This is a genomic window from Pseudomonas sp. COW5 (assembly GCF_026240005.1).
Taxonomy (GTDB): domain Bacteria; phylum Pseudomonadota; class Gammaproteobacteria; order Pseudomonadales; family Pseudomonadaceae; genus Aquipseudomonas; species Aquipseudomonas kribbensis.
In genome coordinates this window covers 6,263,439-6,282,770 of the sequence record NZ_JAPHVP010000001.1, presented here as the reverse complement: position 1 = coordinate 6,282,770, position 19,332 = coordinate 6,263,439, and the positions used below count along the sequence as shown (strand labels likewise).

21 protein-coding genes are annotated in these 19,332 nt (G+C 61.8%); 11 read left to right on the top strand and 10 right to left on the bottom strand.

Going from position 1 to position 19,332, the window contains the following annotated elements; all coding sequences use genetic code 11:
* The first annotated feature begins 125 nt into the window (after positions 1–125).
* A complete protein-coding gene (locus tag OQ248_RS28450; protein ID WP_265814950.1) occupies positions 126–713 on the top strand; it encodes a LysE family translocator in 588 nt (195 codons plus the stop codon).
* A 358-nt stretch (positions 714–1,071) separates the two neighbouring features.
* Positions 1,072–1,443 carry a DUF6124 family protein gene (locus OQ248_RS28445; RefSeq protein WP_192553448.1) on the top strand — a complete coding sequence of 124 codons (372 nt, stop codon included), beginning with the start codon at positions 1,072–1,074 and terminating at the stop codon, positions 1,441–1,443.
* 41 nt (positions 1,444–1,484) lie between these two features.
* Here OQ248_RS28445 and OQ248_RS28440 read toward each other — a convergent pair whose 3' ends face one another.
* Positions 1,485–2,318, bottom strand: coding sequence for an AraC family transcriptional regulator (locus OQ248_RS28440; protein ID WP_265814948.1), 834 nt, complete (start codon positions 2,316–2,318; stop codon positions 1,485–1,487).
* Positions 2,319–2,350: 32 nt separating this feature from the next.
* Positions 2,351–2,854 (bottom strand): VOC family protein, encoded by a 504-nt coding sequence (locus tag OQ248_RS28435; protein WP_265814947.1) that lies wholly within the window; start codon positions 2,852–2,854, stop codon positions 2,351–2,353.
* 262 nt (positions 2,855–3,116) lie between these two features.
* On the opposite strand from OQ248_RS28435, the gene OQ248_RS28430 reads away from it, so the two are divergent.
* Both OQ248_RS28430 and OQ248_RS28425 read left to right on the top strand, forming a co-directional pair.
* A complete protein-coding gene (locus OQ248_RS28430) occupies positions 3,117–3,365 on the top strand; it encodes a transmembrane sensor/regulator PpyR (protein ID WP_265814946.1) in 249 nt (82 codons plus the stop codon).
* 2 nt (positions 3,366–3,367) lie between these two features.
* Positions 3,368–4,522 (top strand): NnrS family protein, encoded by a 1,155-nt coding sequence (locus OQ248_RS28425; protein WP_265814945.1) that lies wholly within the window; start codon positions 3,368–3,370, stop codon positions 4,520–4,522.
* A gap of 5 nt (positions 4,523–4,527) precedes the next feature.
* Here OQ248_RS28425 and OQ248_RS28420 read toward each other — a convergent pair whose 3' ends face one another.
* Both OQ248_RS28420 and OQ248_RS28415 read right to left on the bottom strand, forming a co-directional pair.
* Positions 4,528–5,199: a class I SAM-dependent methyltransferase gene (locus OQ248_RS28420; RefSeq protein ID WP_265814944.1), complete on the bottom strand. Its 672-nt coding sequence runs from the start codon at positions 5,197–5,199 to the stop codon at positions 4,528–4,530.
* A gap of 37 nt (positions 5,200–5,236) precedes the next feature.
* Entirely contained in the window at positions 5,237–6,385 is a 1,149-nt protein-coding gene (locus OQ248_RS28415) for a GGDEF domain-containing protein (RefSeq protein WP_265814943.1), read from the bottom strand.
* A 107-nt stretch (positions 6,386–6,492) separates the two neighbouring features.
* On the opposite strand from OQ248_RS28415, the gene OQ248_RS28410 reads away from it, so the two are divergent.
* Entirely contained in the window at positions 6,493–6,885 is a 393-nt protein-coding gene (locus OQ248_RS28410) for a GFA family protein (protein WP_265814942.1), read from the top strand.
* A 38-nt stretch (positions 6,886–6,923) separates the two neighbouring features.
* Here OQ248_RS28410 and OQ248_RS28405 read toward each other — a convergent pair whose 3' ends face one another.
* Positions 6,924–7,754 carry an alpha/beta hydrolase gene (locus OQ248_RS28405; protein WP_265814941.1) on the bottom strand — a complete coding sequence of 277 codons (831 nt, stop codon included), beginning with the start codon at positions 7,752–7,754 and terminating at the stop codon, positions 6,924–6,926.
* A gap of 226 nt (positions 7,755–7,980) precedes the next feature.
* Between OQ248_RS28405 and OQ248_RS28400 the strand changes: the two genes are divergently transcribed.
* The 5 genes from OQ248_RS28400 (at position 7,981) to OQ248_RS28380 (ending at position 13,252) form a co-directional block, all read left to right on the top strand.
* A complete protein-coding gene (locus OQ248_RS28400; protein ID WP_265814940.1) occupies positions 7,981–8,880 on the top strand; it encodes an acetoacetate decarboxylase in 900 nt (299 codons plus the stop codon).
* Between the two features lie 128 nt (positions 8,881–9,008).
* Entirely contained in the window at positions 9,009–9,464 is a 456-nt protein-coding gene (locus OQ248_RS28395; RefSeq protein ID WP_085708608.1) for a (2Fe-2S)-binding protein, read from the top strand.
* A 17-nt stretch (positions 9,465–9,481) separates the two neighbouring features.
* On the top strand, positions 9,482–11,644 hold the full coding sequence (locus tag OQ248_RS28390; protein WP_265814939.1) for a xanthine dehydrogenase family protein molybdopterin-binding subunit: 2,163 nt from the start codon (positions 9,482–9,484) through the stop codon (positions 11,642–11,644).
* Position 11,645: 1 nt separating this feature from the next.
* The gene (locus OQ248_RS28385; protein ID WP_265814938.1) at positions 11,646–12,224 is read left to right on the top strand and encodes a hypothetical protein; all 579 of its coding nucleotides are present in this window, start codon (positions 11,646–11,648) and stop codon (positions 12,222–12,224) included.
* Between the two features lie 62 nt (positions 12,225–12,286).
* The gene (locus tag OQ248_RS28380; RefSeq protein ID WP_265814937.1) at positions 12,287–13,252 is read left to right on the top strand and encodes a sensor domain-containing diguanylate cyclase; all 966 of its coding nucleotides are present in this window, start codon (positions 12,287–12,289) and stop codon (positions 13,250–13,252) included.
* 109 nt (positions 13,253–13,361) lie between these two features.
* On the opposite strand, the gene OQ248_RS28375 is transcribed toward OQ248_RS28380, so the two are convergent.
* Positions 13,362–13,787 (bottom strand): VOC family protein, encoded by a 426-nt coding sequence (locus OQ248_RS28375; RefSeq protein ID WP_265814936.1) that lies wholly within the window; start codon positions 13,785–13,787, stop codon positions 13,362–13,364.
* Positions 13,788–13,900: 113 nt separating this feature from the next.
* Here OQ248_RS28375 and OQ248_RS28370 point away from each other — a divergent pair, with 113 nt between their 5' ends.
* The gene (locus OQ248_RS28370) at positions 13,901–14,764 is read left to right on the top strand and encodes a LysR family transcriptional regulator (protein ID WP_265814935.1); all 864 of its coding nucleotides are present in this window, start codon (positions 13,901–13,903) and stop codon (positions 14,762–14,764) included.
* Between the two features lie 43 nt (positions 14,765–14,807).
* Here the strand turns inward: OQ248_RS28370 and fabI are convergent, their stop codons facing one another.
* Genes fabI through OQ248_RS28350 form a run of 4 tightly spaced genes read right to left on the bottom strand, consistent with a single transcriptional unit; the run spans position 14,808 to position 19,328 of the window.
* Positions 14,808–15,602 (bottom strand): enoyl-ACP reductase FabI, encoded by a 795-nt coding sequence (gene fabI, locus OQ248_RS28365; protein ID WP_085708603.1) that lies wholly within the window; start codon positions 15,600–15,602, stop codon positions 14,808–14,810.
* A 19-nt stretch (positions 15,603–15,621) separates the two neighbouring features.
* On the bottom strand, positions 15,622–17,232 hold the full coding sequence (locus OQ248_RS28360; protein ID WP_265814934.1) for an ABC transporter ATP-binding protein: 1,611 nt from the start codon (positions 17,230–17,232) through the stop codon (positions 15,622–15,624).
* A 1-nt stretch (position 17,233) separates the two neighbouring features.
* Positions 17,234–18,253: an ABC transporter permease gene (locus OQ248_RS28355; protein ID WP_085708601.1), complete on the bottom strand. Its 1,020-nt coding sequence runs from the start codon at positions 18,251–18,253 to the stop codon at positions 17,234–17,236.
* A 1-nt stretch (position 18,254) separates the two neighbouring features.
* The gene (locus tag OQ248_RS28350) at positions 18,255–19,328 is read right to left on the bottom strand and encodes a microcin C ABC transporter permease YejB (protein WP_085708600.1); all 1,074 of its coding nucleotides are present in this window, start codon (positions 19,326–19,328) and stop codon (positions 18,255–18,257) included.
* Between the last annotated feature and the right edge of the window lie 4 nt (positions 19,329–19,332).

Sequence of the window (19,332 nt, the reverse complement as noted above, 5' to 3'; positions counted from 1 at the left end):
TCGAGCGTGGTCACTGAGGTAGAGCGTAGTGGGTCTGCGGGCTCGGGGGTAATTTCATTCAATACCGAAGGGCAGGGCGCTGGTTACCGTGAGCGCCTTGTTCCTCGATCTGAAGCAGGTGTGCGATGAGTCTGATTGTGTCGATGGCGGCGTTTGCCCTGGCCGCGTCCATTACCCCGGGGCCGGTGAATATCGTGGCGTTGAGTTCGGGGGCGCAGTTCGGCTTTCGCGCCAGTCAGCGACACGTGGCCGGGGCGACGCTGGGGTTTGTGTTGTTGCTGGTGTTGATGGGGCTCGGTCTTCACGAAGTGTTGAAACTGTGGCCGTCGCTGACCCGTGTGGTGCAACTGGCCGGGGTGGCGTTTCTGCTGTTCATGGCCTGGAAACTGGCTACCGATAACGGCCAGTTGAATGCGGGAGAATCGGGCAGGGCGCCGTCGATGCTCTACGGCGCGGTGATGCAGTGGCTCAACCCCAAGGCCTGGCTGGCCTGTGTGGCGGGGATGGGGGCGTTTGTCGCCGATGGCGAGGCGCGATTGGTGTGGCAGTTTGCGGCGGTGTATCTGGTGATCTGTTATCTGTCGGTGGGTTGTTGGGTGTATGCCGGGACATTCTTGCGCGGCTATCTCGGCAACCCGGCGGGGATGCGGTTGTTCAACCGGGTGATGGCGCTGTTGCTGGCGGTGAGCGCGGGGTATCTGTTGCTGCCGTGAGCGGGTCGAGCCTTGGGTTTAAAGGTGTTTAAGGATGCTTCCGGCAAGCTACGACACCTTGCGCCATTGCCTACGCATCCGCCAGAATCCGCCGGCTTGTGGGCCTTGGGGCCGGGTTCTATCGTGTGTCGGTCGCTGACGAATCAGCGATCGGGTTTCGCAGCCCGGATCAATCAAGGCGCCCAGAGCGTCGTTTCCGTTCAGCTTTTTTTGGCTGATCGCGTAATGGCGGTTGTGCGCGGGATACCTTCGGGTATGCCGGGTTCCTTGATTCCCGGTCTGCGAACCCGCGTACAGCTGTCACCTCCTTTCGTTTCGCAGCGAACCGTGGCAGCTCCATCAATCAGGGAGTTTTACCATGATCAAACCAACGCCAAACCCACCCGAAACCGATCCGACCTCGCCCTACGAAACCCTCGATTCCAAGAAATTCCACGAAGCCGCCGACCGCGCCCTCGATCACTACCTCAATCCGTTCCACCCCAGAAAACCGCTGCTCAAACCCAACACCCGCTACCTCATCGCTCCCGGCATCCCGAATGAAGAACTGCTGGCCGACGCCTGCGAAACCCTGACCTCGGCCAAAACCATGGCCAGCGATTTCGCCGGGATGATCGATGCGCCGCAGCGGCATGTGCTGCTGGGCATCGGGCAGTTGATCATGCTGGCGGAACTGGCGGTGAATCGGGTGCTGGATAACCAGGATGTGGCGGCAGAGCCTCGGCCCTGAGTGCCGAAACTGAAACGGCCCATTGCGGGCCGTTTTTGTTGCTATCCCCGATACTGCCCCGGCGTAGCCGCCAGATGCTGCTTGAACGCCCGCTGAAAATGCGCCTGGTCAGCAAACCCCGCCTCAAGCGCCACATCCGCAATCAACTGCCCGCGCCGCAAACACTCGCGGGCAAACTGAATACGCTGATTGACCAAAAACGCATGGGGCGTCATGCCGAAGTGCTGTTTGAAGGCGCGGATCAGGTAGGACGGTGACAGCTCGGCAGCGGCGCAGATGTCGTCGAGGCTGAGCAGGTCGGTGCAGTGCCGGCGGATGAAGTCGGCGGCGCGTTCGAGTTTGAAGTTCGGTTCGCGCAGCGGTTGTTCGATGGGGTTCAGGCGCAGTTGCAGGTCGCTGAAGAATTCCACCGCTGCGCTCTGTTTGCGCAGCACGTCTTGCTGATCGTCGATTAATACCGCGTACAACGCATTCAAGTCGCAAAACAGGCGGGCGTCATTCAAATGGGTATCGGAAAACCGCCGAAACTCAAGCTCCGCACTGAAGCCCAACTGATGCTGCAAATCCGTCAGCCACGGCGTTTCCACATACAGCATCAGATACGACCACGGCTGATCGTCGATCGGGTTGCACGCGTGTACATCCCCCGGATTCATCAGCACCACCGTGCCGGCCGCCACTTCGAACGAGGATTGCTCATGCACATAGGTGCTGCTCCCGGCGGTGATGGCGCCGATGGAAAAGTGCGCGTGAGAATGTCGGGAATAACAGACCTCGCGCCCATCGGCGATGGCCCGGGCCTCGATGAAGGGCAGGGCGTCGTCGCGCCAGAAGCGCGGGGCTTGTTCGGGGTTCTTGGCAGCAGCTTTCATCATTGGGGTTCTCGGCAGGCCAGTGCCCGAGTGTATTAGCTCTGGCCGGCGAAGGCTCGCTCGAGTTCGGCGATGTCGAGTTTTTTCATCCCGAGCATGGCCTGCATCGCGCGCTGGGCCTTGGTCTGGTCGGCGTCGGTCATCATGTGCATGAACGCCACCGGCACGATCTGCCACGACACGCCGAACTTGTCCTTCAGCCAGCCGCATTGCTGCGCCTCAACCGGTCCGCCGGCGCTGAGGTTGCCCCAGAAATGATCGACCTCTTCCTGGTTCTGGCAATTGACCTGAAACGAAATCGCCTCATTGAACTTGAACACCGGCCCGCCATTGAGCCCGGTGAAAGTCTGGCCGTCGAGTTCGAAACTGACGGTCATCACCGAGCCTTCGGGACGACCATGAAACTCTTGGCCGGCCTTGCCGTAGTGGGTGACGGCGGTGATTTTCGAGTGGTCGAAGATCGAGCAGTAAAACTTCGCCGCCGCCTCGGCCTGATCGTCGAACCACAGGCAGGGCGTCAGTTTTTGAAAGCGTTGCATGGCAGTCATCCTCGGCAGGTTGGACACGCTGGATTAATAGCGTAGCCAGTCTGTGCCCGGCTGGCGGTGCCGCGGATCGATGGTTGGATGCAATGAAGATGGGATGTAGTCGTATTGACTTGGTTGTTTGTCAAAATGACTCTTTTGTGTTTGTGTCAAATTGACTCGTATTTTCGCAACTGGCTGATATTGCTGGGCGAATAATCTGGCACGCAAGTTGAAGTGTCTTGCGTACAAACTGATCCGCTCAGGAGTACGAAACATGTTCACTTTCTTCGAGAGTCCGCTGAACGTTCTGCACCTGTCGAACAAAGTGCTCGTCGCCGGTCTGGTCATGTTGCTGGCCGGGATCTACGGCGCTTATCTGTATCAGGGCCACATGCCGATTGCGCTGCTGGTGGCGATGCACGCCATGACCATCGTCGGCCCGACGCTGATCAAGATCGGCTATGTCATGCGGCTCCTGTCTCAGTATCGGCTGGGCCAGCATCACGCCGCCGTGGTGGCTTGAACATGCGCAGACTCGCCGCCGCACCTGTGTTCAGCCTGGGTTTCCGGCCGCTGTTTCTGGCCGGCGCCGGATTCGCCGCTCTGGCGATCCTGATCTGGGGTTTGTGGCTTTACGGCCACTGGTTCGACCTGCAACCGGCGGGCGGCATGCTCGCCTGGCATCGGCATGAAATGCCGTTCGGTTTCGCAGCGGCGATCGTTGCCGGTTTTTTGCTGACGGCGGTGCCCAACTGGACCGGGATTCCCGGCGTGCGCGGCGGGGCGTTGATTGCGTTGGTGTCGGTCTGGCTGCTCGGGCGTGTGGTCTGGTGGTTACCGTTGCCTGTTGGATTGATCCTCGCGCTGCAATGGGTTTTTCTGCTGCTGTTGGCGGTGACGCTGGCGCGGGACCTGATTGCCGCGCGCAAACGCGACAACTACCCGATTGTGCTGATGCTCGCGCTGATGGCGGGTTGTCAGGCGCTGACTCTGATCGGCATCTTCAGGGACGACAGCGGCCTGCAACGACAGGGCGTACTGGGTGCGCTGTGGCTGATTGCAGCACTGATGACCGTGATCGGCGGGCGGGTGATTCCGTTCTTCATCCAGCGTGGCTTGAACCGTCCACCCGTACCGGCCGTCCATCCATTGCCGACGCGATTGCTGTTGATCGGCAGTCTGCTGACGGCGATCACGTTTGCGGCGGGTCTTAACGATGTGCCCCGGCCGTGGCTGGCAGCGCTGTTTGCGCTCACCGGCAGTTTGCAAATACTGCGGCTGATCCGCTGGCATGATCGCGGGATGTGGCGGGTGCCACTGCTCTGGTCGTTGTACCTGGCTTACGGCTGGATGGCGCTGGCGATCTGGGCCATGGCGGCGTGGCATCTGGGGCTGCTTGGTCAGCAAAGCCTGGCGACCCATGCGCTGGCGGTTGGCGGCGTGGGCGGGTTGATTCTGGCGATGATTGCGCGGGTCAGCCTCGGTCACACCGGGCGGCTGTTGCAGCCACCGAAAGCCGTGGTGCTGGGGTTTGCACTGGTGTTGATCGCGGCGGGTTGTCGGGTGTTGCTGGTGCCGTTTTCCAGCTTCGGCCTCGGTTTGTCTGTGGTGCTCTGGTGCGCGGGGTTCGCGCTGTTTTTACGGCATTACACCGGGATCCTGCTCAAACCGAGGCTGTAGATTCTTTAGCCACGACGCTCGGCAATCATCAACAACGACTGCGGCACGGGGCTTTGCGGATGTTGCGGCTCGCGCAGGCTGGTCAATTGAAAACCCGCCATGTCCAGCGCATTGAGCCAGCTGGACAGGGTGCGGAAATACCACGGCATTGGCTGCCACTGGCCTTTGAACCCGTCGAAGGTTTCCTCGCGCCAGCCATCCTGATAATCACCTGCGGCCACCGACCATGGATGCAGCGTCTGGATCACCAGCGCGCCGCCGGGCACGAGCAGGGCGTTCATGGCGGCGAGCAGCGGGATGATGTCCTGATGCAGCAGGGAGAAGTTGGCGCAGATCAGGTCGTAATCGCAGCCGATATCGACTTTCGCTTCCACCAGCTCTTCATAACTGGCGACGTGCACGGGAGACGATCCCGCCGCTTGTGCTGCCTCGACCAGTGTTGCATCACCATCCACGCCAACCGCTTCGATTCCTCGTTCGGCCAGCGCCCGCAACAGCCAGCCTTCGCCGCATCCCAGATCGAGTACGCGTTCAGGTTGGCGCCCCATCAGCGCCAACAGCATGGCTTGATCGGTGACCTGCTGGCGGCTTTCGATGGCGCCGCTGCGAATGGCTTCGGTCCAGGCTTGAGCATTGTGGCTCCAGCTCTGCAAAAGGATGGATTCAGGCGAGGACATGGCGAACTCCAAGAAAGCGGGTGCAGGCAAGGATAGGTCAGGTGCAGTCCGCCAGACGAATCCGGTTGCGTCCGCCGCGCTTGGATTCGTAGAGCGCGCTGTCACCCTGTTCGATCAATGCCGCGAGGCTGGCTGGTGGCTGGTCGAAGACCTTGGCGCCAATGCTCAAGGTGACGGCTTCAGGCGTGATGTAGGCCTGCGCAGTCATCGCCTGAAACTGCTCACGCAGCTCGCTGCCCAGCACCATGATCTGTTCGTGGGAAGCATCGCCCAGCAACATGACGAATTCATCTCCGCCCAGCCTTGCCGCCAGCGCGCCCTGAGGCAACTGCGAGCGGATCATTTCGCTGAGCGAGATCAGCAGGCGGTCGCCGGCGGTGTGGCCATACAGATCGTTGATCAGTTTGAAATTGTCGATGTCGATCAGCAGCAGGGCGCCGGGGCGGGCGTTGGAGACTTCCCCGAGCAGGCGCGGCGCGCGGACTTCGAGGGCGCGGCGGTTGTACAGCGCGGTCAGCGGATCCCGGGCGGCCAGTTCGGCGATCTGTTTTTCCCGGCGGTAGCGCTCGGTGCCGGTCATCGACAGCGCGATCAGCATGATTGCCATGGCGCCTTCGACCAGGGAAATCTGGATGATCGTGCCGCGAAACGCCGCCAGGTCGATCAGCGTACCCGGGAGCACCGCCGTAATCGCCTTGGCGAAATAAAACAGCCCGTGAATCAACAGCACATAACGCAGTTGTACGGCGCCAATGCTCAATGATTTGCCGTGAGGGCGCAGCAGCAGGCTGGCCCGCAGCATCAGCACGGCAACCAGCAGCGAGTTGGCCACCAGCATGATTTTCGACCACGAGGGATCTTCCGGTAACAGCAGCAATGCCAGCCACACGAGGAACATCAAGTACCAGGCTCGCGACAACGACCGCTGGGTAAACCGCGCGACGCCCAGCAGGAACAGCCAGTGCGCAACGACCAGCAAGCCGTTGGCGAACCAGATGCCGATCAGCGGATAACCGTTGGCGCGCAAGAGGGCAAGGCTCGAGCCGACGGTGATGGTGGCGAAACCGGCACTCCAGAACAGCAACGAGGATTCGCGGATGCTGCGCCATTCAACCGCCAGGTAAAGGGCGGCCGCCGCTGCCAGGGCGGTGGAAATGGTCAACATCGTAAGGGGGTCGAGCGCCATGAAGGGAGTGGTCTGTCTGAATGGTGGTAATGGGCCACGATTGTAAGCGTTCCCCCATTGCGCTGCTATTTTCACTCACCGGATATTCCATTTGCGGGAGGTGTGCCATGGATCGACTGACGGGCGGTTGCCTGTGCGGCGTGGTGCGGATCGAAATGACGGGCCGACCCTGGCGGGTTGGCGTTTGCCATTGTCTGGATTGCCGCAAACACCATGGCGCGCTGTTTGCGTCAGCGGCGATCTTTCCGGCGGAGGCGGTGACCATCACGGGCGAAACCCGTGACTACGCCGGGCGGTTTTTCTGCCCGCGCTGTGGATCGTCGGTGTTCGGTCGCAGTGGCGATGAAATCGAGGTCAGTCTGGGCGCGCTGGATGCGCCCGATCAGTTGCAGCCGACTTATGAACTCTGGACGGTGCGTCGCGAGTCGTGGCTGCCGGCGTTTCCATTGGCCAGACACTACGTAGGTAATCGCGAAGGGGCGGGGAGAGCCGAAGAGTAGCCGGGGGCAGGTATGGCGCCTGACCCCGGCCAATAAAGTCAGCCGCGAATAAACGCCAGTAGATCGGCGTTGATCGTCGGCGCTTCGGTTGTCGGCATGCCGTGAGGGAAGCCCGGATAAATCTTCAGCGTGCTGTTCTTCAGCAGTTTGGCGGAGAGCACACCGGAGTCTTCATACGGCACGATCTGGTCGTCATCGCCGTGCATCACCAGCACCGGAATCGAAATGCCTTTGAGGTCTTCGGTGAAATCGGTCTGCGAGAACGCGACGATCCCGTCATAGTGTGCCTTGGCGCCGCCCATCATGCCCTGACGCCACCAGTTGAGCACGACAGGCTCCGAAGGCTTGGCCCCCGGCCGGTTGTAACCATAGAACGGACCGGCCGGCACATCGTGATAGAACTGCGCACGATTGGCCGCGAGTTGCGCCTGAAGATCGTCGAACACCGACTTCGGCAGGCCGCCCGGATTGCTTTCGGTTTTCACCATCAGCGGCGGCACGGCACTGATGATTGCGGCTTTGGAAACCCGATCCTCACCATGCCGGGCGATGTAATGGATGACTTCGCCGCCACCGGTGGAGTGGCCGACATGCACGGCTTTCTGTGTCCCCAGATGATTGACCACCGCCGCCACGTCATCGGCGTAGTGATCCATGTCGTGGCCGTCCCAGACCTGGCTCGAGCGACCGTGACCGCGTCGGTCGTGGGCCACCACCCGGAAGCCCTGAGCGAGGAAGAAGAGCATCTGCGCATCCCAGTCGTCCGAGCTCAGTGGCCAGCCGTGATGGAAATGGATCACCGGGGCGTCTTTCGGGCCCCAGTCCTTGTAGAAGATCTCGACGCCGTCTTTCGTTGTGACATTGCCCATGTTCGCTACTCCTGAAAATGCGGAACGGAAACGTGAAGGGGTGAAGACAAGCGTTATGAACTCTAGGATTGAAGTGCGCTTCAAGGTCAAGCAAGTTCCGAACGGTCATCGCTGGCGTGAATGGTGGGCCATAGCCGCTGTGCGCTTGACCTTAAAGTTTGGTTGAACCTTAGAGTGGCGCTGACCGGCCACCTGCCGGGCCACTCACCGAGAAAGGTCAGCGAACATGAACAAGCGCTTTACAGAGGTCGAATTCGGATCGCACAAGGTCGAGGTGCTGGAGGGCGGCTACTACGACCGTTTCCGCATGAACCCCAGCCTCGACGAAGTGGCCCGGGACAAGGCCGCCGGCAACATCGACTTCTTCCGGCGCATTCCCAAGCAGCAGGTGGCGTCGAGAGTCGGTCCGACCTGGGCGCCGAACTTCTATTACCGCTCCGGCAGTGTGCAGTTGCTGTTCCTCGCACCGCTGGACCGCTTGCGCGCCACGTTACCGGCGCCCCTTGAGCCGCTGCGGGCATTTCCCGGCTACGGGCTGGTGGCGCTGACGTTTTTCTCCTATTCGGTCTGCGACAACGATCCGTACGATGAGGTCTCCGTGGCGATCGTCGTGCGGCGCCCCGGCGCCCGTGGCCCCCACGTGCTGGAACTGATGGACGCCATGCGCCGGCGCAGTTTCACCGCCCATGTGCTGGCGCTGCCGGTGAACACCGAAATCGCCCGGGTGCGCGGCGTGCACGGCTATCAACTGCCCAAATGGCGCGCCGACATCAACGTGAACATCGGCGCCAGCGTCAGCGCTCGCATCGACGGGCCCAAGGGCCTGCCGGACCTGGTGCTGAAAGCGCCGCTGCCGACCCTGAAAAACGTCACGCCGCAATCGCGCATGAGCACTGCCAACATGATTCATCAGGTCGATGGCCTGTGGCACCAGAGCGTGGTGCAGAGCAACACACTATCCTTTGCCCAACGCCTGTTTCCCCGCGATGTGCAACTGGATCGCAACGGCGGCCCGCTGAGCCAGTTGCTCGACGGCCTCGGGGCTACGCGGATCCTGCGCCTGGACGTGATCAAGGACGCCCAGATCGTGCTCAATCTGCCGGTGCCGCTGACAGCACAGCCATGACCGGTGGTCGCGGCGGCTGGTCGTCGGGGCAAAATGCGCTTAGCTGAAAGGGATAAGCCGAGGCGTGCACGGCATCGAGTGCTGTCGCAACGCCCCTTCAGAACACCGTGAGTCTGAGGAAATCCCCGATGCTGACCTTGAACATCAATGGCAAGGATCAGGAGCTCGATGTCCCCGCGGACATGCCGTTGCTCTGGGTTCTGCGCGATGTCGCGCACCTGACCGGCACCAAGTTCGGTTGTGGCATGGCCCAGTGCGGGGCCTGCACCGTGCACGTCGATGGCGCTCCGCTGCGATCCTGCATCACGCCAGCCACTGCCGTTGCCCATGGCCAGAAAATCCTCACCATCGAAGGGCTTTCGACCGATGGTTCGCACCCGGTGCAGCAGGCCTGGGCCGAGCTGGACGTGGTGCAGTGCGGCTACTGCCAGTCCGGGCAGATCATGTCCGCCGCCGCGTTGCTGGCGAAGATCCCCAAACCCACCGACAGCGACATCGATCAGGCGCTCTCCGGCAACATCTGCCGCTGCGGCACCTATCCAAGAATCCGCGCCGCGGTCAAACGTGCTGCCGACATCGGTTGAGCGAGGGGAGGTGAGTGATGAACAGTCCTGTATCCCGTCGCGGATTTCTCAAGGGCAGTGCCGTGCTTGGCGGTGGTCTCGTCGTGGCGTTTGTGGTGCCCGGCGGCAACCGGTTTGCCACGGCGGCGGAAAATGAAGGCAAGGCCTTCGCGCCGAACGCGTTCCTGCGGATTGCGCCGGACAACAGCGTCACCGTGCTGCTCGGCCATTCGGAAATGGGTCAGGGCATCTGGACCGGCCTGACCATGTTGATCGCCGAAGAGCTGGACGCCGACTGGTCGAAAATCCGCGTCGAGCACTCGCCGGCCTCGGCTGCCGATTACGGCATGCCGGCGTTTGGCGGGATGCAGATCACCGGCGGCTCGACCTCGACCTGGATGGAGTTCGACCGTTATCGGCTCGCGGGCGCTACCGCGCGGCAGATGTTGATCGAGGCGGCGGCCAAGCGTTTCAACGTGGCGCCGTCGACGATCCGCACCGAATCCGGTGTGGTGATTGCCGGTGACAACCGCGCCACCTACGGCGAACTGGCGGACGCCGCCGGACAGCTGCCGGTGCCGGATCCGAAGTCGATCACCTTCAAGGAAGCCAAGGAATGGAAAGTCATCGGCAAACCCACCAGGCGCCTCGATACCCCGGAGAAAATCACCGGTCGCGCCAAGTTCGGCATGGACGTGCAGTTCGACGGACTGATGACGGCGATGGTCGCGCGCGCCCCGGTGTTCGGCGCCACGGTGAAATCCTTCGAAGGCGCGCAGGCGCTGGCCGTTCCCGGCGTGCGCAAAGTGGTGCAGGTGCCGACCGGCGTGGCGGTGATCGCCGATCATTACTGGGCGGCGAAGCTCGGTCGTGATGCATTGAAAGTCGATTGGGATCTTGGCCCGCACGCGGATCTGAGTAGCGAAAAGCTGCTGGAGAGTTTTCGCAAACTTGCCGCTACACCGGGCATTCCCGCCAGTCAGGCCGGGGATGCCAAGGGCAGCTTTGGCAAAGCGGCGAAGAAAATCGATGTCGAGTACAGCGTGCCGTATCTGGCTCATGCGCCGATGGAGCCGCTGAACTGCACGGTGAAGATCACCGCCGACAAATGCGAGATCTGGACCGGCACACAATTTCAGACGCTGGACCAAATGATCGCCGGCAAGATCACCGGACTGAAACCGGAGCAGGTGGAAATCCACACCGAATTCCTCGGCGGCGGCTTCGGTCGACGGGCCAACCCGACGTCGGACTTTGTCGCCGAAGCGGTGCAGGTGGCGAAGGCTGCCGCGATGCCGGTGAAAACCGTGTGGTCGCGCGAAGACGATATTCGCGGCGGCTACTACCGCTCGATGTTCCTGCATCAGGCGCGGATCGGTCTCGGCGCCGACGGCATGCCGCTGGCGTGGCAGCACGTGCTGGTCGGCCAGTCGATCATGGCCGGCACCATGCTGGAAAAAACCATGGTCAAGAACGGCGTCGATCAGACCTCGGTCGAGGGCGTGGCGGACAGTCCGTACATCCAGGGGCTGGCGGACCATCAGGTCGATCTGCATTCGCCGGCCACCGGGATCAACGTGCTGTGGCTGCGCTCTGTGGGCCACAGTCACACCGCGTTTGTCATGGAGTCGCTGATCGATGAAATGGCCACGGCGGCGGGCAAGGACCCGGTGGAATACCGGCGAACCTTGCTCAAGGATCATGCCCGGCACCTCGGCGTGCTGAATCTGGCGGTGGAGAAGGCCAACTGGAAAGCGCCGCTGCCGGACGGTCATGCGCTGGGTGTTGCGGTGCACGAGTCATTCGGCAGTTACGTGGCGCAGGTGGCCGAGGTATCGCAGGACAACCTGAAGATCCGCGTGCACCGGGTGGTCTGCGCAGTGGATTGCGGGATTGCGGTCAACCCGCAGAGCATCGCGGCGCAGATGGAGTCGTGCATCACTTTCGGCCTGGGCATGGCGCTGCATAGCAAGCTGACGCTCAAGGACGGTCAGGTCGTGCAGTCCAACTATCACGACTATCAGGTGCTGCGGCTGAACGAGATGCCGGTGGTCGAGGTGCATATCGTGCCGAGCACGGACAAGCCCGGTGGCATCGGCGAGGCCGGTGTGCCGCCGACCGCTCCGGCCGTGGCCAACGCAGTGTTCGCTCTGACCGGGCAGCGCCTGCGGGAACTGCCGCTGCAACTGTCGGGGGTGTGAGATGAAACGACATCTGTTGTTGGGCGCGGTGATTCTGGTCGGTCTTGGCGGTTACGCGTCGGATCTGTTCGCTGACGATCAGGAAGCCTTGAAAGCCTTTGGCACGGTGCAGAAAGTATTCCAGAGTCCGCGTTGCCAGAACTGCCATATCCCCGGCGATTCACCGTTGCAGTTCGACGCCGGCACGCCCCACGCGATGAACGTGGTGCGTGGCATGGACGGCAAGGGCGCCGCCGGTTTGCCCTGCGCCACCTGCCACGCCGAAACCAATCCGCCGGCCAGTTACGGCCCCCACGCACCACCGGGTGCGCCGCACTGGAGCCTGCCGCCGGCCTCGCACAAGATGGCCTGGATCGGCCTGCCGCCGGATCGCCTGTGCGCGATGATCAAGGACCGCAGCAGCAACGGCGACCGGGACTTCGCCGCGCTGATCAAGCACGTCAGCGAGGACAAACTGGTGCTCTGGGGCTGGAATCCCGGAGCAGGGCGGCAACCGGTGCCGGTGCCCCACGACATCTTCGTCAGTCAGTTCAAGCTGTGGGCGGATGCCGGAGGGCCATGCCCGGTGGCCGGCGGATGAGCATTTGAGTCATCGCCGAATCGGTCTACGCTAAAGACCACTGATGACAATGGAGTGTACTGATGCTGGTTCCAGGCAAACCCGCCAATGAGGCGGCTCGGGTTCAGGCGCTGTATGGATTGAACCTCCTCGATACTGCCCCCGAAGAACGCTTCGACCGCCTGACCCGTCTGGCCAGGCGACTGTTCAATGTACCGATTGCCCTGGTCACGCTGGTGGACAAGGAGCGGCAATGGTTCAAGTCCTGCGTGGGGCTGGACGCTACCGAAACGCCACGCTCTGTTTCGTTCTGCGGCCACGCGATTCTCAAGGATGAACTGCTGCTGGTGCCCGATGCCCGCGAGGACGAGCGTTTTCACGACAATCCGTTGGTGACCGGCGATCCGAACATCCGCTTCTACGCCGGTTACCCGCTGACCGTGCCCAACGGCAACAAGATGGGCACCTTGTGCCTGATCGACACCAAACCCCGCGAACTCGACGACGAAGAACGCGAGTTGCTGCGCGATCTCGCCGGCATGGCCGAGCAGGAGCTGATGGCCGTGCAGATGGCGAGCATGGACGAGCTGACGCTGCTGTCCAACCGCCGGGGCTTCAAGATGCTGGCCCAGCATGCGCTGGACGCCTGCGCACGAATGGACAAACCGGCGACGCTGCTGTTTTTCGACCTCAACGATTTCAAGCAGATCAACGATCTTTATGGGCACGCCGAGGGCGACAGTGCGCTCAAGACCTTCGCCGATGTGTTGCGCATTGCCTTTCGCGAGAGCGACGTGGTCGGGCGTTTGGGCGGCGATGAATTCGTGGCGCTGCTGACCGGTTCCAGTCACATCGAAACGACGGCGATCATGGCGCGGCTCAAGGAGATCCTTGAGGAGCGCAATGCCACGCTGCACCGGGGTTATGCGATTCGCTTCAGTGTCGGGCAGATCGAATACGACCCGCGACGGCATGAAACCGTGGACAAGCTGCTGGCCGATGCGGATGGGGCGATGTATGCCCACAAGCAGGCCTTGAAGCGTTGCTAATGCTGGCCCTATCGCCAGCAGGCTGGCTCCCACAATTTGAATGCATTACCTGTGGGAGCTAGCCTGCTAGCGATGGCATTGGCATTGGCATTGGCATTGGCACCAAGGATCACTTGGCAAACAACTGCCCGATATCCTTGAACGCCTTGAACTCCAGCGCATTGCCGCACGGGTCGAACAGAAACATCGTCGCCTGTTCGCCCACCTGACCCTGAAACCGAATCCCCGGCTCGATCACGAACCGCGTGCCCAGCGATTTCAGACGCTCGGCCAGGGCGTGCCATTCCTCCATTCCGAGCACCACACCGAAATGCGGCACCGGCACGTCATGCCCGTCCACCGCGTTAGTGTGCGCCGCTTCCTGCGAGGCGTTCTTCGGCGCCAGGTGAATCACCAGTTGATGGCCAAAGAAATTGAAGTCGACCCAGTGCTCGCTGGAACGACCTTCTTCGAGTCCGAACACTTCACGGTAGAAATGTCGGGCAGCGGCGAGGTCGTACACCGGAATGGCCAAGTGGAAAGGGCTGAGTGACATAGGCGCGGTCTCTACCAACGGTTGGGATGAACTGAGTCTAGCGCTGTGCATTTCGATTGAAAGACGATAGTTTTTGCGCCGAGCTCAAATTTTTTCGATCAGTCGAGGCGCCCATGCTGCGTGAACTCAAGACCTTTCTGGCGGTGGCACAGCACGGCACGTTTGTCGCGGCGGGCCTGCATGTCGGCCTGACGCAATCGGCGGTCAGTGCACAGATCCGCAATCTGGAACAGGCCCTCGGCGTGCGCCTGTTCGATCGCACCGGGCGGCAGGCGATCCTTAATCCGGCAGGCCAGCGCGCGGTGCCGATGGCGCAGGAAATGCTCGCTACTTTCAGCCGCATGGCAATCAGTGAAGACGCCAGCGCGTTTCGCGGCGAGCTGAGAATCGGTGCCGTGGCCACCGCACAGACCGGGCTGTTGCCTCAGGCCTTGCTGCGTTTGCGCAAACAGGCGCCCGGCGTGGAGCCGAAACTGGTTCCGGGTGTGTCGCTGAACCTGTTGAGCCAGGTAGATGCCGGAGAGGTCGATCTGGCGATCATGATCAAGCCACCGTTCGAATTGCCCAAGGAGCTGTCGGCGCAGGTGATTCGCCGCGAGCCATTCGTGCTGATCGTCCCGCCCGACGTCGAGGGCGACGATCCGCTGCAACTGCTGGCCGAGCATCCTCACGTGCGTTATGACCGTAATTCGTTTGGCGGACGGTTAGTGACGCGGTTTCTGCGTGAGCAGCGGCTAGACGTCCACGTAGCGCTGGAGCTGGATGAACTGGAAGCGATTGTGAAGATGGTCGAGTGCGGGCTCGGGGTTTCGTTGCTGCCAAAAGCCGGATTGTGGCTGGAGCATCCGCTGAAGGTGAGGGTGATCGAATTGGGTGAGTTGAGGTTCTATCGCGAGATGGTGCTGTTGCAGCGCTACAGCCAGCGCAGCCAGCCGATTCAGCGGTTGTTCGCCCGTTGCCTGGAATCGCACGCATGAAAAAGCCCGCCAATTGGCGGGCTTTTTATCGGCAGCGCGAAGATTACTCTTCGATGTTGCCCATGGCGGTGGTGTTGAAGCCGCCGTCCACGTAGGTGATTTCACCGCTGATGCCGGACGCCAGGTCCGAGCACAGGAAGGCGCCGACGTTGCCGACTTCTTCGATGGTGACGTTGCGGCGCAGCGGGGTCTGCGCTTCGTTGGCGGCCAGCATCTTGCGGAAGCTCTTGATGCCGGAAGCGGCCAGGGTGCGGATCGGGCCGGCCGATACGCAGTTGACGCGGGTGCCTTCCGGGCCCAGGGAGCCGGCCAGGTAGCGTACGCCGGCTTCCAGCGAAGCCTTGGCCATGCCCATGACGTTGTAGTTAGGCATGGTGCGCTCGGCGCCCAGGTAGGACAGGGTCAGCAGGCTGCCGTTGCGGCCCTTCATCATTTCGCGACCGGCCTTGGCCAGGGCGACGAAGCTGTAGGCGCTGATGTCGTGGGAGATGCGGTAGCCTTCACGGGTGGTGACTTCGGTGAAGTCGCCGTCCAGCTGGTCGCCCGGTGCGAAGCCGACGGAGTGCACGATGCAGTCCAGGCCGTCCCACTTCTTGCTCAGTTCTTCGAAGACCTTGGCGATTTCCGCATCGCTGGCCACGTCGCACGGGAAGCACAGCTCAGGGCTCGAACCCCAGCCCTGTGCGAACTCTTCGACGCGACCTTTCAGTTTTTCGTTCTGATAAGTGAAGGCAAGCTCAGCGCCCTCGCGATGCATGGCGGCAGCGATGCCGGATGCGATGGACAGCTTGCTGGCGACACCGACGATCAGTACGCGCTTACCGGCGAGAAAACCCATGTGTTGCTCCTCTTTCAGGTTATTGCGCAGTGGCTGGTGCCAGAAAAGCGGCTTCCAGCAACTGCTGTGTATACGGATGTTGGGGGGCGGCAAAAATACTTTGCGCGTCTCCCTGTTCGACCACTTGGCCATGCTTGACCACCATCAACTGGTGGCTCAGCGCTTTCACAACAGCCAGATCATGGCTGATGAACAAATACGTCAGGTTGTACTTGGCTTGCAGTGAACGCAACAGCTCCACCACTTGCCGCTGCACCGTCCGGTCGAGCGCCGAAGTCGGCTCGTCCAGCAGGATCAGCGCCGGTTTGAGCACCAAAGCCCGGGCAATGGCGATACGCTGCCGCTGCCCACCGGAAAATTCGTGGGGGTAGCGGTGCCGGGTTTCCGGATCCAGACCTACCTCCTTCAATGCCGCAATAATCGCCGCTTCCTGCTCGGCGGCGGTACCCATCTTGTGGATCCGCAAACCTTCGCCAACGATGTCGCTCACGCACATCCGCGGGCTCAGGCTGCCAAACGGGTCCTGGAACACCACCTGCATCTCCCGACGCAACGGGCGAACCTCGTTCTGCGTCAGGCAGTCTAGCTGCTTGCCCTCAAAACGGATCGCGCCTTTGCTGCCGATCAGCCGCAAAATCGCCAGACCGAGGGTGGATTTGCCGGAACCGCTTTCCCCCACGATCCCCAGGGTCTGACCCTGAGGCAGGCTGAAATTGATGCCGTCCACTGCCTTGACGTGATCCACCGTGCGCTTGAGCAGGCCTTTCTTGATCGGGAACCAGACTTTCAGGTCCTCGACCTGCAACAGCGGCGCGCCGATTTTATTGCTCGCCGGGCCTCCGCTGGGCTCCGCCGCCAGCAGCTCCCGAGTGTACGGATGCTGCGGAGAACGGAACAGCTCTGCGCACGATGCCTGTTCGACGATGCAACCGCGCTGCATGACACATACGCGATGCGCAATTCTTCGCACCAGGTTCAAATCGTGACTGATCAGTAGCAGCGCCATGCCCAATCGAGCCTGCAATTGCTTGAGCAGGTCGAGGATTTTCAGCTGAACGGTCACGTCCAGCGCGGTGGTCGGCTCGTCGGCAATCAGCAGTTCCGGCTCGTTGGCCAGGGCCATGGCGATCATCACCCGCTGGCGCTGGCCGCCGGACAACTCGTGGGGCAGGGCCTTGAGCCGCTTGTGCGGCTCGGGGATGCCGACCATTTCCAGCAGTTCCAGTGTGCGCTTGGTCGCGACCTTGCCGGTCAGGCCTTTGTGGATGCCTAGGATCTCGTTGATCTGTTTTTCGATGGAGTGCAGCGGGTTGAGCGAGGTCATCGGCTCCTGAAAGATCATCGCGATCCGGTTGCCACGGATGTGACGGATGGTCTTTTCGCTCAGTTGCAGCAGGTTCTGCCCGGAATAAGTGATGCTGCCGGCCGGATGGCGGGCCAGCGGGTAGGGCAGCAGGCGCAGGATCGAGTGCGCCGTCACCGACTTGCCCGAGCCGGATTCGCCCACCAGCGCCAGAGTCTCGCCACGCTTGATGTCGAAGCTGATGCCCTCGACCACCCGGTGGGCGCGATCGCCCGTGCCGAATTCGACGGCGAGGTCGCGGATTTCGATCAGATTGTCCTGATTCATTTCACTTCCTCGGGTCGAAGGCATCGCGAGCGGACTCGCCGATAAACACCAGCAAACTCAACATCAGCGCCAGCACCGCAAACGCGCTCATGCCCAGCCACGGCGCCTGCAGGTTGGATTTGCCCTGGGCCACCAGTTCACCCAGCGACGGACTGCCGGCCGGCAAGCCGAAGCCGAGGAAGTCCAGTGCGGTGAGGGTGCCGATGGCGCCGGTCAGGATGAACGGCATGAAGGTCATGGTCGAGACCATGGCGTTGGGCAGAATGTGGCGAAACATGATCGCGCCGTTCTGCATCCCCAGCGCCCGGGCCGCACGCACGTATTCGAGGTTGCGCCCGCGCAGGAACTCGGCGCGCACCACGTCCACCAGGCTCATCCACGAGAACAGCAGCATGATCCCCAGCAACCACCAGAAATTCGGCTGGACGAAGCTGGCGAGGATGATCAGCAGGTACAGCACCGGCAAACCCGACCAGATCTCCAGAAAGCGCTGGCCGGCCAGGTCGACCCAGCCGCCATAGAATCCCTGCAACGCGCCGGCGATCACGCCGATGATCGAGCTGAGCACGGTCAGGGTCAGAGCGAACAGCACGGAAATCCGGAAGCCGTAGATCACCCGCGCCAGCACATCGCGGCCCTGATCGTCGGTGCCCAGCAGGTTGACCGTCGACGGTGGGGCGGGGGCCGGAACTTTCAGGTCGTAGTTGATGCTCTGGTAACTGAACGGAATCGGCGCCCACAGCACCCACGCGTCCTTGGCCTTGAGCAGCTCCTGGATGTACGGACTCTTGTAGTTGGCTTCCAGCGGGAATTCGCCGCCGAAGGTGGTTTCCGGGTAACGCTTGATCGCCGGGAAGTACCAGTTGTTGTCGTAGTGCACCACCAGTGGCTTGTCGTTGGCGATCAGTTCGGCGCCGAGGCTCAGGCCGAACAGGATCAGGAACAGCCACAGCGACCACCAGCCACGCTTGTTGGCCTTGAACAGTTCGAAGCGCCGGCGGTTGAGCGGGGACAGATTCATCTCAATGCTCCCGGCTGGCGAAGTCGATGCGCGGATCGACCAGGGTGTAGGTGAGGTCGCCGATCAGTTTCACCACCAGCCCCAGCAGGGTGAAGATGAACAGGGTGCCGAACACTACCGGGTAATCGCGGTTGATCGCCGCTTCGAAACTCATCAGGCCGAGGCCGTCGAGGGAGAAGATCACTTCCACCAGCAGCGAGCCGGTGAAGAAGATGCCAATGAACGCCGACGGGAACCCGGCGATCACCAGCAGCATCGCGTTGCGGAATACATGGCCGTAGAGCACCCGGTGGCGGGTCAGGCCCTTGGCCTTGGCGGTGACCACGTATTGTTTGTTGATCTCGTCGAGGAAGCTGTTCTTGGTCAGCAGGGTCATGGTCGCGAAGTTGCCGATCACCAGTGCCGTCACCGGCAGCGCCAGGTGCCAGAAGTAATCGAGGACCTTGCCGCCCAGGCTCAACTCGTCAAAGTTGTTCGAGGTCAGCCCGCGTAAAGGAAACCAGTCCAGATAGCTGCCACCGGCAAACACCACGATCAGCAGGATGGCGAACAGGAACGCGGGGATCGCATAACCGACGATGATTGCCGAACTGGTCCAGACGTCGAAGTGACTGCCGTGCCGCGTGGCCTTGGCGATCCCCAGCGGGATCGACACCAGGTACATGATCAGCGTGCTCCACAGCCCCAGCGAGATTGACACCGGCATCTTTTCCTTGATCAGGTCGATGACCTTGGCGTCGCGGAAAAAGCTGTCGCCGAAATCCAGCCGCGCGTAGTTCTTGACCATGATCCATAACCGTTCCGGTGCCGACTTGTCGAAACCGTACATGTGCTCGATTTCCTTGATCAGCGCCGGGTCCAGGCCTTGCGCGCCGCGATAGGCGGAGCCGGCCACCGACACCTCGGCACCGCCGCCGGCGATGCGGCTGGTGGCGCCTTCGAAGCCTTCGAGCTTGGCGATCATCTGCTCCACCGGCCCGCCGGGCGCGGCCTGGATGATCACGAAGTTGATCAGCAGAATGCCGAACAGGGTCGGGATGATCAGCAACAGTCGCCGAAAAATATACGCCAGCATCTGA